This window comes from Ensifer sp. BR816 (genome assembly GCF_000378985.1).
Taxonomy (GTDB): domain Bacteria; phylum Pseudomonadota; class Alphaproteobacteria; order Rhizobiales; family Rhizobiaceae; genus Sinorhizobium.
Genome location: NZ_KB905370.1, coordinates 5417530 through 5432140, shown reverse-complemented (window position 1 = coordinate 5432140; position 14611 = coordinate 5417530). Strand labels below are relative to the sequence as shown.

Here is a 14611-nt window from a genome sequence, read left to right as displayed (position 1 = left end):
TTGGCCTGACGCAGCGTCAGGGAATCACGACGCGGAAGGCTCAGGCCGCCGAGGCCTCGCCTAGCAGTTTGTCGGAAATGTCGCGGGCCGACATGGGCCTGCCGACGAGATATCCCTGCAGTTGGTCGCAGCCAGTCTCTCGAAGTATCGCCGCTTGGCGGGGGTTCTCGATTCCTTCTGCAGTCACGGGGATGTCCAGCGCCGTCGCCAGGGAGATCGTTGCTCGAAGCACTTCGACGCCGTTGGCAGCATTCTCCACGCCAGACACGAGCGAGCGGTCGATCTTCATGCGATCGAAGCCAAACTGCCGCAAGGCACCGATGCTCGCATAGCCGCAGCCGAAATCGTCGAGAGCGAATTTGATGCCGAAGCACTTCAGCTGATCGATCGAGCGGCGCGCTTGATCGGGGTTCATCATCAGCACACCCTCGGTTATTTCCAGGGTAAGGCGGCCCGGATCGAAATCGAATTCCTTGAGGACGGCAATCACCTGTGCGGCGAAGTCGGGATTGCACAGCTGGATTGGCGAGACATTGACCGACAGCGCCAGGCCGGGCCAGTTTTTCGCATGCCGAAGCGATGTCCGCAGCATGTGAACGCCGAGAGCGTCGATGAGACCGGACCGCTCGGCGAGAGGAATGAATATTTCGGGGCTGATATTTCCTGACGCGCTCGGCCAGCGGGCGAGTGCTTCCACACCGATGATCGCTCCCGTCGCCGCGGACACGAGCGGCTGAAAGGCGGGCTCGATAGCGCCGCTGGTTATGGCACTCCTCAACTTCCCTTCGAGTTCCGCAACCCGCTGGCGTTCCCGATCCAGTTCCTCGGCATACCGGACGGCCTGGCCCTTGCCATTTTCCTTGGCGCGGTAGAGCGCCATATCGGCGCGGCGGAGCAGTTCCAGCGGTGCCAGGTTTTCGGTTCGGACCGCCGCCCCGATGCTCGCACCCACTTCGATGGTGCGATCGTCTATCTTGAAGGGCTCGACAAGAAGCGAAAGGATCGCGCGCTCGATTTCGGCATGCGGCGCCGTTCCGACCTGCACGAGGGCGAATTCGTCGCCGCCTAACCTCGCCGCGGCGGCGATTTCCGGATGACAGGCCGGCAGCGACTTCGCGACGAGGCAGATCAACGCATCGCCGATCGCATGGCCCCAGGCGTCGTTGACGGCCTTGAAGCCATCGAGATCGATCAGATAGAGCGAGGTCGTCGAAGCGTAGCTGTCCGATCGCTCCAGCACATCCAGCAGTCCGTGCCTGTTGAGCAGTCCGCTCAAACTGTCGTGATTCGCGTCGAAGCGCGCGGCTTCCGCCAAGCGGTGGAGGCGCCGAGCCTCGGATGCACCGGCGAGAAGAACGCCTCCCAGAAACACGATCAGGATGGCGGCTGCCGAGGCCACATAGGGATAAACTTCGTTGAAGGCAGCGCTTCCCGGGTTCGTGCTCGGCCAGGCGAGATCGGCTATCGCGGCACCGTCCATATCCTTGATGGGAATGTTGAGGCGGCCTGGCTGGAGTGCATCTTCGAGGCTCAGCCCGTCGAGCCCATGTTCGCTCGCCAGCGCAGCGATAACGTCGGGCGTCACCAACTTATAGAAGGTCAGAACATTCAGCTTCGGGAGCTTTGAACCCGGCTGGTATGGCTGAATTGCCTGGGATCCGACCAGCGCGACGCCATCCTTGGTCTCGAAGAAGTTGAGCAAAGGGGTTTGACCAGGGTCTCCGGCGGCTTGGACCTGGCGATTGAATGCTTCGCCGAAATAGGCGCGCGGTTCGAACGGCTCGCCCTTCTTGTAAGCAGAGACCACGCTTCCGTCGGGGCCAATGACAATGGCGCCATCATAGAGCGGGTAATCCGCAGAAGTGGATCCCCAATTGTCGTAGGCCCAGTCTTTGGCGTCCGCGGAAGCAATTGCCTCGTAGGCTTGATCCCAGACTGAATTGTCCGTGACAGTCGCGCTCAGACGGGCAGAAAAAGCCACAAGTGCAGTCTGCGCGGCGCGATTGGCCCTGGCATCATCGATCTCATTTGCCGAGCGCGTCATCTCCGCCACGACATAGGTCATGAGGCCTGTCAGCAGCAAGGCGATCACAAGAAAGCAGATTGTTGCTGCGACGATGGCGGATGTCTGGATCGGCGGTATTGAGCGACATGATTCAGTCTGCGGACGAGAATTGAAGGGCCATGCCTTTCGGACTGCAGGAGACGTCATGTCCGCGCAATGCGCTGCACTTCCTTCTTTAGCGTCCGATCATGTAAGCCGGATTAAGAGCCATGGTTAACAGTTGCGCGCGCGAAGTCCGGATTCGGGCGGGGCACGCGCCCCTTCAGGCGCATGCTCCGCAGTTTCAAATATCACCGGCAACCGTGCTCAGGCAGCCCGGGCGCTCCGTTCGGCCTTGCGGTTGAGGTCGGGCGCCATGGCTTCGCTCGAGAGCGCAGCGACAGCCTCGTCCAGAGACATCGCCGTCTGCGCCTGCGAGCCGAGCCGACGGATGTTGACCGAACGCTCCTCCGCCTCGCGCTTGCCGCAGACGACGATCACCGGAACCTTCGTCACCGAATGTTCGCGGACCTTGTAGTTGATCTTCTCGTTGCGGAAGTCGGTCTCGACCGTAAGTCCGGCCTCACGCAGACGCGCAGCGACCTCGCGGCCGTAATCGTCCGCGTCGGAGGTGATCGTTGCGACCACCACCTGCAGCGGCGAGATCCACAGCGGCATGTGGCCGGCATAGTTTTCGAGCAGGATGCCGAGGAACCGCTCCATCGAACCGCAGATGGCGCGATGGATCATCACCGGCTGGCGCTTCTCCGAATCCCTGTCGATGTAGAAGGCACCGAAGCGCTCCGGCAGGTTGAAGTCGACCTGGGTCGTTCCGCACTGCCATTCGCGGCCGATCGCGTCCCGCAGCGTATATTCGAACTTCGGCCCATAGAAGGCGCCCTCGCCCGGCAGGATGCCGGTCTTGATGCGGCCTTCGGATTGCGCCTCGATGGTCTTCAGCACTTCGGTCATCACCGCTTCGGCACGGTCCCAGAGAGCGTCGGAGCCGACGCGCTTGTCCGGCCTGGTCGAAAGCTTGACGACGATTTCCTTGAAGCCGAAGTCCTCATAGACGGAGAGGATCAGATCGTTGATCTTCAGGCATTCGGCGGCCATCTGCTCGTCGGTGCAGAAGATGTGCGCGTCGTCCTGCGTGAAGCCGCGCACACGCATCAGTCCGTGCAGCGCGCCGGACGGCTCGTAGCGATGGACGGCGCCGAATTCGGCCATGCGGACAGGCAGTTCGCGGTAAGACTTCAGACCATGCTTGAAGATCTGGATGTGGCCCGGGCAGTTCATCGGCTTCAGCGCGAAGACCCGCTCGTCGTCCGTCTCGTCGCCGGCAACCGTCACCTTGAACATGTTGTCGCGGTACCAACCCCAGTGGCCGGAGGTCTCCCAAAGGGACTTGTCGAGAACCTGGGGCGCGTTGACTTCCTGGTAGTCGACCTCGAGCCTGCGGCGCATATACGCGACGAGGCTCTGGAACATACGCCAGCCCTTGCCGTGCCAGAAGACGACGCCCGGACCCTCTTCCTGGAAATGGAACAGGTCCATCTCACGGCCGAGGCGGCGATGGTCGCGCTTCTCGGCTTCGGCGAGCACGTGCAGGTACTGATCCAGTTCTTCCTGCGTATGCCAGGCCGTACCATAGATGCGAGTCAGCATGGGATTGTTGCTGTCGCCGCGCCAATAGGCGCCGGCCACTTTCATCAGCTTGAAGGCCGTGCCGATCTGGCCCGTCGAGGCCATGTGCGGACCACGGCAGAGGTCGAACCAGCCGCCCTGGTAGTAGATCTTCAGGTCCTGGCCTTCCGGAATCGCGTCGACGAGTTCGACCTTGTAGCTCTCGCCCTTGGCCGCGAAGACCTCCTTCGCCTTTTCGCGCGACCAGACCTCCTTGGTGAAAGGATTGTTGCGCGCGATGATCTCCTTCATCTTCTTCTCGATGACCGGCAGGTCATCGGGCGTGAAGGGCTCGTTCTTGGCGAAGTCGTAGTAGAAGCCGTTGTCGATGACGGGACCGATCGTCACCTGCGTTCCCGGCCACAATTCCTGCACGGCCTCGGCCATCACATGGGCCGCGTCGTGGCGGATCAGCTCCAGCGCGCGTTTGTCTTCACGCGTGACGATCTCGATCTTGCCGTCGGCGACCGGATCGGAAAGGTCGCGCAGGTCGCCGTCGAGAGCGATCGCGACAGCCTTCTTGGCGAGCGACTTCGAGATCGACTCGGCCACGTCGCGGCCGGTCGCGCCCGCGGCAAACTCGCGGACGGAACCATCAGGGAATGTAAGGGAAACGGAATGCGACATCATGATCTCCTATCCAGTCCCGCCAACGAATGCGGGTGGTATGGTTGCCGGCTGGGGCCGGTGAATTGACGCGGGCCTGATAAAGGTTTTTGGCGGGCGAGTAAAGGCGCGCCGGCTCTTCAACCGGCAAGCATGGCGCGCAAACCCTTGACCGTGTTCCAGTTTCGCCACGTGCCAATGCCAAGCCGCTTCGTCGTCGAGGCCCCGAGCAGTTTCGACTCGCTCGCCTTGCCGCCGAAATCCGCCCAGAGATCGCCCTCGACGAGGGCGACACGTTCGCCTCTGGTACAGTAGCTCCGAAGTCCGTCGGGCACGTCCGGGCGAAGCGGAGAACGCATGACCCGAATATGGACGCGAGCCGCATCCTCCTCGCCCGCCGAGAGGAACGGATTGGCGGCGGCAAGGCTCAGCCAGCCATCGGCCGAACGCGCAATGATGTCCACATGTCGGCCGAAGGTCTCCAGAAATGCCTTTTCGAGCGTCGATTCGATTTCTGCAAGCGGCTGTTCCGGCGCCTCGAAGATAAGATTGCCGGTGGCGACGAGGGTGCGCGGCAAGCGATAGCCGAGCCGCTCGGCCATCTGCCTCAGATCGGTCATGACGACACGCCTGCCCTCGCCCAGTATGATGCTGTGGAGCAGCGCGACGTAGCTCGTCATTTACCCTCCGAATCAAGCCCGCCAGAAATCGACGGCACCCTGCGGCAGCCGCGCGAGCACGCGATCGAGCTTCGCTTCGTCCACGTTTCGCCGAAGGGCCGCGGCGACGTCCGCAATGGCCGAATCCGGTGAACGATTGTGATCGCCGCGGAAAGCCTGAACCTCGCGTGTCATCGCGACACGGCCAGAGAAAGGCACCGTCGGCTCCTCGAGGTCCCAATCGGCCACGAAGATCGCGCGCAGCACCGCCGGCAGCACGCCGGCGAAGAGCAGCCCTTCGGAAATCTCGAGGCGGCATCGAAATGTCTGAAGCACCGCTTGCACCATGGTATAGGCCTGATTGGTGGTCTGCAGACCGGCCGTGTCGCGCGCATCCAGGATGAAGCGCTCAAAATCGGCAGACGCGTGCCGATATTCCATCGGGATCGTCATGATGCTCCCGCATCCTTTCGCCAAGGCTGCCAATAGCGCCATGGTGCATACCAACGCTGTCGCGGCGCAAGACGCTCCGGCACCGGATCGAATCCATGGGTCCCCCCGGGTCCGCAGCGCACGACGCGGAACAGCGTCAGCCATCCCCCGGGCCAAAGGCCGTAGCGGGCTATCGCCTCGTAGCCATATTCCGAACAGGTCGGCATGTGCCGGCAGGAATTGCCGATGAAACTCGAGAGCGTCAGCTGGTAGGCGCGGATGGTCGCCATGCCGACGAGCCGGCCGGGAGTCTTGCGGAACGGCCCGGACCAATTGCGGCCGCGGCCAGCGATGACCCTTCGGCTACCTCGAAAAAGCTGGTCTTGCTGCGGCTTTCCGCACATGGTTCATACTGCGGTTGCGAGGCGCTTCGCCTCGATCTGGCCAATCGCATCGACGACCGCCTCGAAGGTCAGCATCGTCGAGGCATGGCGCGCTTTGTAGTCCCGAACGGGCAGCAGGAAGCGCATGTCCTCGAAGCGGCCGGACGGCCCCTCCCCGTCCGCCTTCAACATCGTCAGCATCTCCTCGCGCGCCTTGCGGATTTCCGCTGCATGCGCGCCGACGACGTGCCGGGCCATGATCGACGACGATGCCTGGCCGAGGGCGCAGGCCTTCACATCGTGGGCGAAGTCGGTGACGACGTCCCCATCCATTTTCAGCCAGATCCGCACTTTCGACCCGCAAAGCTTCGAATGGGCAGCAGCTTCCGCATGAGCATCGGCAAGCATGCCGATGCGGGGGATGTTGCCGGCGAACTCGAGAATCCTGCTGTTGTAAATGTCATCCATCATTTGGCGCGATCCGGCTGATTTTTCGCGGTTTTGAGTGATCGGCGCATGATTTTCTCCGGTAGAGGGGAAAAAAGCACGACCTGCTACGCTGGGCCTCTTTCATCCATGTGGCGCCATACTATATGCTATGTCGTGTTGGGGCGACAGTTCCGCAAGAGGATAAGTGTCGCCTGTTGTTTGGGAAACCGTGCCGGACGGTTCAGTGCACTGCTAAGCCAGAACCCGAAAGCCCCGGAGCCCGCCAACGGAACCCATGCCTGCAGGGATAGGCGAATGGCCAATGGCGAGTTGTCCGAAAGATAAAACGTCAGCAATCACGCATTGCTTAAAAGAGGCCATATGGACGCCATAGTAAAGAATTTCCCTGTGCTCGACGACACCAGCGGTCGGCCGACGCAGAAAGAAGCCGAGGAAGCTGTTCGCGTACTGCTGCGCTGGGCAGGTGAAGACCCCACCCGAGAAGGCCTGAAGGACACGCCGGCGCGGGTCGTGAAATCCTATCGGGAAATTTTCGGCGGCTACGATCTTGTCGCCGAGGACGTGCTCGGCCGGACCTTCGAGGAAGTTTCCGGCTACGACGACATCGTGCTCGAGAAGGACATCCCGTTCTACTCCCATTGCGAACACCACATGGTGCCGATCATCGGCAAGGCGCATGTCGCCTACCTGCCGAACGGCCGCGTCCTCGGTCTGTCGAAGATCGCCCGTGCCGTCGACATCTATGCCCGCCGCCTGCAGACGCAGGAGTCGATGACGGCGCAAATCGCCAGGGCGATCGACGAGACGCTCGCTCCGCGCGGCGTTGCCGTGATGATCGAGGCCGAGCATCTGTGCATGGCAATGCGCGGCATCAAGAAGCAGGGTGCGACGACACTGACGACCACCTTTACCGGTGCCTTCAAGACGGAGCCGGCCGAGCAGGCCCGTTTCATGACCCTGTTGAGGGGCTTCAAGTAAGCTCCGCCGCCGCATGTTCCCGCTCAGGGAAAACATGGAGCGGTTCAAAGTGCTACAGCGACCCTTGTGCGTCTGAAAAGACGCACGGCGCTGGAGTGGAGCTTTTGCGATGACGCTTACTTTTACCGCCCCCTCGAATGACAAGGCTGAACTGGAGGCCGGCTCGGCCTTCACGCCCCGCTTCGACGAGAAGGGTTTGGTCACGGCCGTCGTGACAGACGACCGCGACGGCGAATTGCTTATGGTCGCGCATATGAATGCCGAAGCTTTGGCACTGACCATCGAAACCGGCATCGCCCACTATTACAGCCGCTCGCGCAATAGTCTGTGGAAGAAGGGCGAAAGCTCCGGCAACGTGCAGACCGTCCGGGAAATCAGAACCGATTGCGACCAGGACGCCATCTGGTTGAAGGTAACCGTGGCCGGCCACGACGCCACCTGTCATACGGGACGCCGCTCCTGCTTCTATCGCACGGTCGGGGTCGAGGACGGTCAGCCGAGAGTTACCATTTCGGACGAGCGCAGATACTTCGATCCGGCAGCTATCTACGCCGAAAAATAGGTCTGGCCCCAAGCATCTGGATTTTCTTGGCGCATCCCCGTGTTATATTCATCCTTTAGAAACTAAACGGGCGTTTAATCATTTATCATACAATCGGTTCCTGCGGTAACTGCGGCGTGCCGAAATGTGTTGCAGCATGTATCCAATGTTTACCGGACCAGCCGCATTGGCGACGGGTTCGGGGCTATATCTCAATCCTGGTGCCAGTCTCAGCTATGAATGTGGACAAGGCCGGCACCACCGCCGGCTTGGCAGGGTCACCTACAAGACACGCGCGGTAATCGGTTCGGCGGTGTTGGAGGTGCCGGATGTTGAACTGGACATTTACGCGCAACAATCAGATCGCCGACCTGTCCGGCCCGAACGGCACATCGCTGACGACCACTCCCCCTGAACCAGTCCCCCTGCCCGCGAAGCCCAAGATCGCCATAGCACTCGGCGGCGGCGCGGCCCGCGGCTGGGCGCATATCGGCGTCTTGAGAGCGCTCGATGAAGAGGGCATCGAGGTCGGCATGATCGCCGGCACCTCGATCGGCGCGCTCGTCGGCGGCTGCTATCTCGCGGGCAAGCTCGACGAACTGGAGGCCTTCGCCCGGTCCCTGACCGTCCGCCGCATCGCCAGCCTGCTCGACTTCGCGATCGGCGGGGGCGGCCTCTTCGGCGGCCTGCGGCTGACCAAACGCATGCAGGAACACCTCGAAAATATCAGCATCGAGGAGCTCGACCGTCCCTTCATCGCGGTCGCCACGGAAGTTCACAGCGGCCATGAGGTCTGGCTGGAAAAGGGCTCGCTGATTACCTCCATTCGCGCGTCGTACGCGCTGCCGGGGATTTTCGAGCCGATCCACGCGAATGGACGCACCCTCATAGACGGCGCGCTCGTCAACCCCGTTCCCGTCTCCGTATGCCGAGCGCATGAGCAGCAGCTGGTCGTTGCCGTCAATCTCAACTACGACCTTTACGGCCGTTCCGCCGTCGTCAAGCATAGCGCCGGCATGGGAGGCCCCGACGCTCCCGCCAAGCCAGGCGGTGCCTATTCGGCGCGTCTCGGCATGACGAGCGTCATGGTCCAGGCCTTCAACATCATCCAGGACCGCATCGCGCGCGCGCGTCTTGCCGGCGACCCCCCGGATCTGGCGCTCCATCCGAAGCTTAACGACATCGGGCTATCGGAATTTCATCGGGCCGGCGAGGCGATCGAACGCGGCTACCTGGAAGCAAAGGCAAAGCTTGCCGAGATCAAGCGAATGCAGGAAGCACTGACCCGGTAACGCGCGGATCGCGTCACCGTCGGGCTCTTAGATGAGAGCAACCGGCTTGTCGGTCGGTCCTGTGCGCCTTGGCTCGACGACAGGCCGACAACACTGCCATCCGCTTTTAGCCGGCGATATAGGCCTTGATCTCTTCGGCCTCGAGTTCGATAGCGCGAATATGGTACTTAACCACGTCGCCGATCGAGATTATTCCGGCAAGGCGGCCTTCCTGCTCCACGGGGAGATGGCGTGCACGGAGCTTGCTCATCATCTCCATCAGGGACTGCACCGACATTTCCTCGCCGCAGCAATAGACCTTCTGCCACATGATCGAGGAGACCGGCTTCTCAAGACAGCCGGCGCCATATTTGGCGATGGAGGCGACGACGTCGCGTTCTGTGAGAATGCCGACGATGTGCTCATCCGCATCGACGACGACGACCGCACCGATATGATTGTCATGGAGATATGTTGCCGCTTGCTGCACCGTGACCTGAGGGGTCACGGTTACGACGCTGCGGCCTTTTTCGTTGAGAATTGCTTTGACTGACATGCACACATCTCCCGTTGCGACAATCCCGGGCTCGCGGGAAAACCCGGCCTTTTCAGCGGTCGCTTCACGTCAGGCGATCGGCGACCCACTGCGTGATTCCTTGATCGGGACCGATCTCAAGAAAAAATCATGCAGCAATTCAAAGTTCTACAGCGACCTTTGCGCCTCTAGCAGACGCGCGGCGTGGTGAATGGTGCGTCAGTACTCCAATGAAATCAAGCCTTCGCGCGGCGCCATTCAGTCGCTTCTGGGGAACAGGCCATCACGATGGTTGCGATGTTGAAACAATTCAGCATTGCCCGGGCCCGACCGGATGCGGCGGTGCGGCAGCCCTCAATCGCGCGGATCGAACAGGCCGAACAACAAGAAACCGAAGAGGAAACCGCCGATATGCGCCTCCCAGGCGACGCTTCCCGCTCCCCCTATCGAGAAAAGCCCCAGTCCGATGAGGAAATTGGTCAGGAACCAAATCCCGGTGAAGACTAGCACAGAGCGGTTCGCCAGCGTCTCCGTGAGCGAGAGGCGCCGGTTGAGATGGGCGAACTGACGGCTGATGCGGCCGCTTGGCGAGAAAACGAAGCGCGCTGCAGCTCCCATGAAGCCTGAGACGACGCCGGAGGCGCCGACCACCACCGCCATCTCGCCCCAGTGGAAGACGACATGCAGGGCAACGGCCGCCGCTGCCGACAGACACCAGAAGATGGCCAGCCGCGCAACGCCGATGCGCCGCACGACCGGCGCCCCAAACGCGACCATCCAGAAGATGTTGAAGATCAGATGCTCCCAACTGCCGTGGAGAAAGGAATAGGTCACAGGGGTCCAGAGCCAGACGAGACCCTGCTCGCCGAGCGGTATGGTGTAGCGCGCCGGCAGGAAAGCGAAGTTGAGGATCACTTCCTGATCCAGCGTCTCCGGCAGAACGTAGGCTCTGATCGCGTGGATCGCGATCAGGAACAGGAGAATGACGGTCAGGCCTCTGGGAAGGTTGAAGGCCGGTTCCCGGCTGCGGCCTGCCGCACTGTCGCCATCGACAGATGTCGCCGGCTGATCCTGTTCCATCGCTCTCTTCCTGCTTACGCCCCATAGGGCGGTCGTGTCTCAGCCGCCCGAACGAATGCCGGGACCGACGCGCAAAGGGATAAGCAAACAAAAAAAGGCCGTCCAGCGAAAACTGAACGGCCGTCGAGCCCAAATTCCGGTGCTCCAGTCGATGTGCCGAAGGCAAACCTTCGTGAAGTGCTGTCCACGGAATGCCAGCCGCGGGTCGCGCGAGCAAGCGAAACCGTTCGTTAACCTTAATTCCGGCGTGGCACGGAAATCGCTTCGTCATTTCCAGGATCGAGCGAGAGCGCGCCACCTGTATCACTCCGATACAGCCGCGCGCCGAACAATGGAGCGAACCGCCCGCATGCACAGCAGAACGACAATGGAGCTGTTCCAATATTGGAATACCGTTCGAGGCGATCGCGACCTCCCCCGTCGGGACGAAATCGATCCGGCGCATATCCGTTCGCTGTTGCCGGATCTGTTCATTCTTCAAAGGCAGGCAAACGGAGACATCGGCTTCCGCCTTGCAGGCACCCGCGTCTGCGCGCTGTTCGGTCGTGAATTGCGCGACCGGAAATTCGCCGATCTCTGGCTGGACGCGGAGGCGGACGGGATTGCCCGAACCGCCGACCAGGTGATGACGCAATGCACGCCGATGCTGCTTTACGCGCGCGGCGCCACGGAAGCCGGCGAGGAGCTCGACGTCGAGCTTTTGCTTTCGCCGCTCGCATCCGCAGACGGCACGAACGATCGGTTGCTCGGCGCACTCTCGGCGCTCTCGCGCCCGGCATGGCTGCACATGACGCCGCTGACGCATCTTGTCGCAAGCGGCCTCAGCCTTCCCGACGTTTCTCCGGATTTGCCACTCGACCGGCCACATGGATCTTCCGCAGGAACAAAAGTCAACGTTGCAGGTCGGCGTGGACGAGACAATCTCAACGTGTTACATCTACGCATCCTACAAGGCGGGAAAAGCTGACAACGGGAATGGATCCAGGTCTTCCGACGAACCTTCTATTAACCGGCAAGACCTATACTGCAGCGTGCAAGCATACGTCGATCGCAGAGTGACCATGTTCTCGTTTCAGCACGCACAAAACAGCGGCCCGAGGCCACACCAGGAGAACGCTTTCCAGCGCGTTTCGGTAAACCTCTCGGGGCGGCTGATGCTTGCCAATCGCGACGAGTTCGAGTGCACCGCCGTCGACATGTCGCCGGGAGACGTGCTTTTCGCGTCGACCGCCCGCCCGCGCGCCGGCGAGCGCATCATCGCCTATATCGATCATGTCGGGCGGCTCGAAGGCACGGTATCGAGACTTGCCGAGAACGCGTTCGTCATCCAACTGAACGCGACCGAGCGCAAACGCGAGAAACTTGCGGCACAGCTCACCTGGATCGCCAACAAGCACGAACTGGGACTGCCGGAAGATCGGCGCCATGACCGGCTTGCGCCGCGCAAGATCGTCACCGAGCTCACCCTCGACACCGGCGAGAAATACATCTGCCGCATCATCGACCTTTCGCTCTCGGGCGCCGCGGTCGATGTCGACGTTCGCCCCGCGATGGGGACGGCAGTCAGACTCGGCAACGGGATGAAGGGCCGGATCGTGCGCCATTTCCAAGAGGGCGTTGCGATCGAGTTCTCCGGCGTCCAGGCGCGCGAAGCGCTGACCGAGTTCCTCTGAGCGGAACGAGACACCGCGTGCTGAAGCGACGCTGCCGTCCTTAGGCAGCTTCCCGCGGCACCTCCATCGACGACCACGTCACCAGCCCTGCAGCGACATGCATCCTTTCAGACACACCAGGATCGCTGCAGCGCGTTGAATTGCTGCATGCTCTTGTCCTTCAACCGGCTCCTGCAAGAAATCATGCAGCCAGAGGCTCCTCCCAACCTTTATCATCGCCAACCGCCCCGAGGCGAAAATCTTCCTTGGTAAATCAACGGTTACGACAAGTCCTCCGTTGATTAACGTTATCGCTACCATATACTTCGACTCCCGCCCGGATGTCCGCAGGAATGCGTCATGCCGCGCGTCTCGCGCGCAAAGGGAGGCTCAGAAAAACATGTTATTTTTCAGATCGATACGTGATATTCGACACGCGAACCCGACATCGTTCGGTAAAATTTGAAACGAATTTTATTCTTATTCGACTTAAATTCTATTCTAGTTTTATTCTTATTCTGCTCTCATTTGTACTTGTTTTTACCTCGCATCTTCGCCCGCGATAAAAAGCTTTGTGCCATTGTCAAACCACAACGGGGAGACAAACATGCACAAGACAATCGCCAGGACGATCGCCGCCGTGGCTTTGGCCACAGGCTTTCTGGCAGGCCCTGCCCTCGCCCTTCCGGCAAACATCACCGTGGGTGGCTCGACCAACCCGCCGGTCGGCCATTACGAATTCTGCAAGAGCCATTCGTCGGAATGTTCGGTCGCAGGCACCGATCGCGGCCCGGCCGTGCTGACGCGCGAGGGGTGGAAGAAAATTCTCGAGGTCAACCACGAGGTCAATCAGGCCATCACGCCGATGACCGACATGGAAATCCATGGCGTGGAAGAAAAGTGGTCCTATCCGGACGTCGTCGGCGATTGCGAGGACTATGTCCTCCTGAAACGCCGCAAGTTGATCGAGAGCGGCTTTTCCCCCACCGATCTCCTGATCACTGTCGTGCTGCAGCCGAACGGCGACGGGCACGCGGTCCTGACGGTGCGCACCGATCGCGGCGATTTCATTCTCGACAACATGCGCAGCAAGGTTCTGCTGTGGTCGGAGACCGAATATACCTTCCTGAAGCGCCAGTCCTCGGAAAACGCCGGGCGGTGGGTGAAGCTGCAGGATGGCCGCGCCGTTGCCGTCGGTACTGTCCGCACCGAGTAGGCACGACCGCCAGCGGCATTGACCACATACCCTTCGGGCTTCGGTCAGTCCTTGTCCCCGTCCAGACCAAGCCCTCGGGCCGGTTCCGCTTGTCCCCGGAACCGGCCCTTATTTCGTCACGCGAGACGCCGAAGCCGCCGCTTCATCGAAAATTAACCATACTCAGCCAGGGTCAGGGAGCGGCCTCCGCCGGAATCAGATTCCGATCACTGGGCGGATCAGCGTGTCAACTTCAATCCGCCACGCCATCGCAACGGACGGCGCCTCTCGTGAACAAGCCCCTCATTTCCGAATCGGAATTTGCCCCCCTTCTTTCGCCACGCTTCGGCTACAGGATCACCGCCATCGTCGGGCTTCTGGCGGTGCTCGTCATTGCCATTTCGCTCTCCGGGCGGTTGCTCGGCGAGAACCTGGCACGTGCCGGCCACACCTCCAGCCGCGAGACCTTCGATATCTTCATCGGACAGGACCACCTGCGCTTGCCGGCCAACGTCATCCGCTTCGAGAGCCAGCGCGCCACGGGAATGGCCGAGCGCGTCGATCTCTACCTCACCTGGCCGGCTCTCGACGGCTACACAGACGCGACCCGCCATCTGTTCAACGACGTCGATCAACCGGAAAGGCTGATCTTCGTCCAAATCGCCCAGAGCACCATGTCACGCGACATGTCGGGGAGGCTTGAACCGATCTATCGCCACGTCCTGGAAGGCAAGCCGCTTGCCGGCCCGGCGGGACTGACCAGGTACGACGCCAAGCCGCGTTCCAGCTATGCCGGGGAAGTGTTCTTCACCGCTGCGCGACCTGAACGTCCGCCCTTTGTCCTGCGTTGCCTCCTGCCCGAGAGCCCCGCGACGCCGACAAGTGCCGACTGCCAAAGGGACGTTCATATCGGCAAGGATCTCAGCATTCTCTACCGTTTCTCGGCCAAGTTGCTGCCGGAATGGCAAGCAATCGATGCCGCGATGGAAAGATTCATTCGAGACCGGCGCGTGCCGTGAATTTGTCAAAGAGTCGTGGTGGACGCGAGCCTGCTCGCCGATAGGCCAGCCGGTGCCATACCCGAACAGACAATCTGCCC

Annotated in this window: 16 protein-coding genes; 7 read left to right on the top strand and 9 right to left on the bottom strand. The window is 61.2% G+C overall.

What is annotated here, in order from left to right; translation table 11 throughout:
• Positions 1-40: 40 nt before the first annotated feature.
• From RHIBR816_RS0126160 to RHIBR816_RS0126135, 6 genes are all read right to left on the bottom strand, one after another.
• Positions 41-2065 (bottom strand): bifunctional diguanylate cyclase/phosphodiesterase, encoded by a 2025-nt coding sequence (locus RHIBR816_RS0126160; protein WP_245262661.1) that lies wholly within the window; start codon positions 2063-2065, stop codon positions 41-43.
• Positions 2066-2371: 306 nt separating this feature from the next.
• On the bottom strand, positions 2372-4357 hold the full coding sequence (gene thrS, locus RHIBR816_RS0126155; RefSeq protein WP_018239548.1) for a threonine--tRNA ligase: 1986 nt from the start codon (positions 4355-4357) through the stop codon (positions 2372-2374).
• Between the two features lie 119 nt (positions 4358-4476).
• Positions 4477-5016, bottom strand: coding sequence for a DUF1697 domain-containing protein (locus RHIBR816_RS0126150; RefSeq protein ID WP_018239547.1), 540 nt, complete (start codon positions 5014-5016; stop codon positions 4477-4479).
• Between the two features lie 12 nt (positions 5017-5028).
• Positions 5029-5448, bottom strand: coding sequence for a DUF2267 domain-containing protein (locus tag RHIBR816_RS0126145; protein ID WP_018239546.1), 420 nt, complete (start codon positions 5446-5448; stop codon positions 5029-5031).
• A complete protein-coding gene (yidD, locus tag RHIBR816_RS0126140) occupies positions 5445-5831 on the bottom strand; it encodes a membrane protein insertion efficiency factor YidD (RefSeq protein WP_018239545.1) in 387 nt (128 codons plus the stop codon). The genes RHIBR816_RS0126145 and yidD overlap by 4 nt, the downstream gene beginning before the upstream one ends.
• Before the next feature lie 3 nt (positions 5832-5834).
• The gene (locus tag RHIBR816_RS0126135; RefSeq protein ID WP_018239544.1) at positions 5835-6281 is read right to left on the bottom strand and encodes an iron-sulfur cluster assembly scaffold protein; all 447 of its coding nucleotides are present in this window, start codon (positions 6279-6281) and stop codon (positions 5835-5837) included.
• A 339-nt stretch (positions 6282-6620) separates the two neighbouring features.
• Between RHIBR816_RS0126135 and folE the strand changes: the two genes are divergently transcribed.
• From folE to RHIBR816_RS0126120, 3 genes are all read left to right on the top strand, one after another.
• Positions 6621-7238, top strand: a complete 618-nt coding sequence (folE, locus tag RHIBR816_RS0126130; protein ID WP_018239543.1) for a GTP cyclohydrolase I FolE — start codon at positions 6621-6623, stop codon at positions 7236-7238.
• Positions 7239-7347: 109 nt separating this feature from the next.
• Positions 7348-7800: a phosphoribosyl-AMP cyclohydrolase gene (gene hisI / locus RHIBR816_RS0126125; RefSeq protein ID WP_018239542.1), complete on the top strand. Its 453-nt coding sequence runs from the start codon at positions 7348-7350 to the stop codon at positions 7798-7800.
• A 308-nt stretch (positions 7801-8108) separates the two neighbouring features.
• Positions 8109-9071, top strand: a complete 963-nt coding sequence (locus RHIBR816_RS0126120; protein WP_018239541.1) for a patatin-like phospholipase family protein — start codon at positions 8109-8111, stop codon at positions 9069-9071.
• Positions 9072-9177: 106 nt separating this feature from the next.
• Here RHIBR816_RS0126120 and RHIBR816_RS0126115 read toward each other — a convergent pair whose 3' ends face one another.
• Positions 9178-9606, bottom strand: coding sequence for a CBS domain-containing protein (locus tag RHIBR816_RS0126115; RefSeq protein WP_018239540.1), 429 nt, complete (start codon positions 9604-9606; stop codon positions 9178-9180).
• Positions 9607-9939: 333 nt separating this feature from the next.
• On the bottom strand, positions 9940-10665 hold the full coding sequence (locus RHIBR816_RS0126110; RefSeq protein WP_018239539.1) for a rhomboid family intramembrane serine protease: 726 nt from the start codon (positions 10663-10665) through the stop codon (positions 9940-9942).
• 349 nt (positions 10666-11014) lie between these two features.
• Between RHIBR816_RS0126110 and RHIBR816_RS34610 the strand changes: the two genes are divergently transcribed.
• Complete coding sequence (locus RHIBR816_RS34610) at positions 11015-11632, top strand: PAS domain-containing protein (protein WP_084811319.1); 618 nt, start codon at positions 11015-11017, stop codon at positions 11630-11632.
• Between the two features lie 94 nt (positions 11633-11726).
• Positions 11727-12338 carry a PilZ domain-containing protein gene (locus tag RHIBR816_RS0126100; RefSeq protein ID WP_018239537.1) on the top strand — a complete coding sequence of 204 codons (612 nt, stop codon included), beginning with the start codon at positions 11727-11729 and terminating at the stop codon, positions 12336-12338.
• 78 nt (positions 12339-12416) lie between these two features.
• Here RHIBR816_RS0126100 and RHIBR816_RS0126095 read toward each other — a convergent pair whose 3' ends face one another.
• On the bottom strand, positions 12417-12638 hold the full coding sequence (locus RHIBR816_RS0126095; protein ID WP_018239536.1) for a hypothetical protein: 222 nt from the start codon (positions 12636-12638) through the stop codon (positions 12417-12419).
• A 286-nt stretch (positions 12639-12924) separates the two neighbouring features.
• On the opposite strand from RHIBR816_RS0126095, the gene RHIBR816_RS0126090 reads away from it, so the two are divergent.
• Positions 12925-13533: a transglutaminase-like cysteine peptidase gene (locus tag RHIBR816_RS0126090; protein WP_018239535.1), complete on the top strand. Its 609-nt coding sequence runs from the start codon at positions 12925-12927 to the stop codon at positions 13531-13533.
• Between the two features lie 269 nt (positions 13534-13802).
• Positions 13803-14531, top strand: a complete 729-nt coding sequence (locus tag RHIBR816_RS0126085) for a hypothetical protein (protein ID WP_018239534.1) — start codon at positions 13803-13805, stop codon at positions 14529-14531.
• Positions 14532-14611 lie beyond the last annotated feature (80 nt).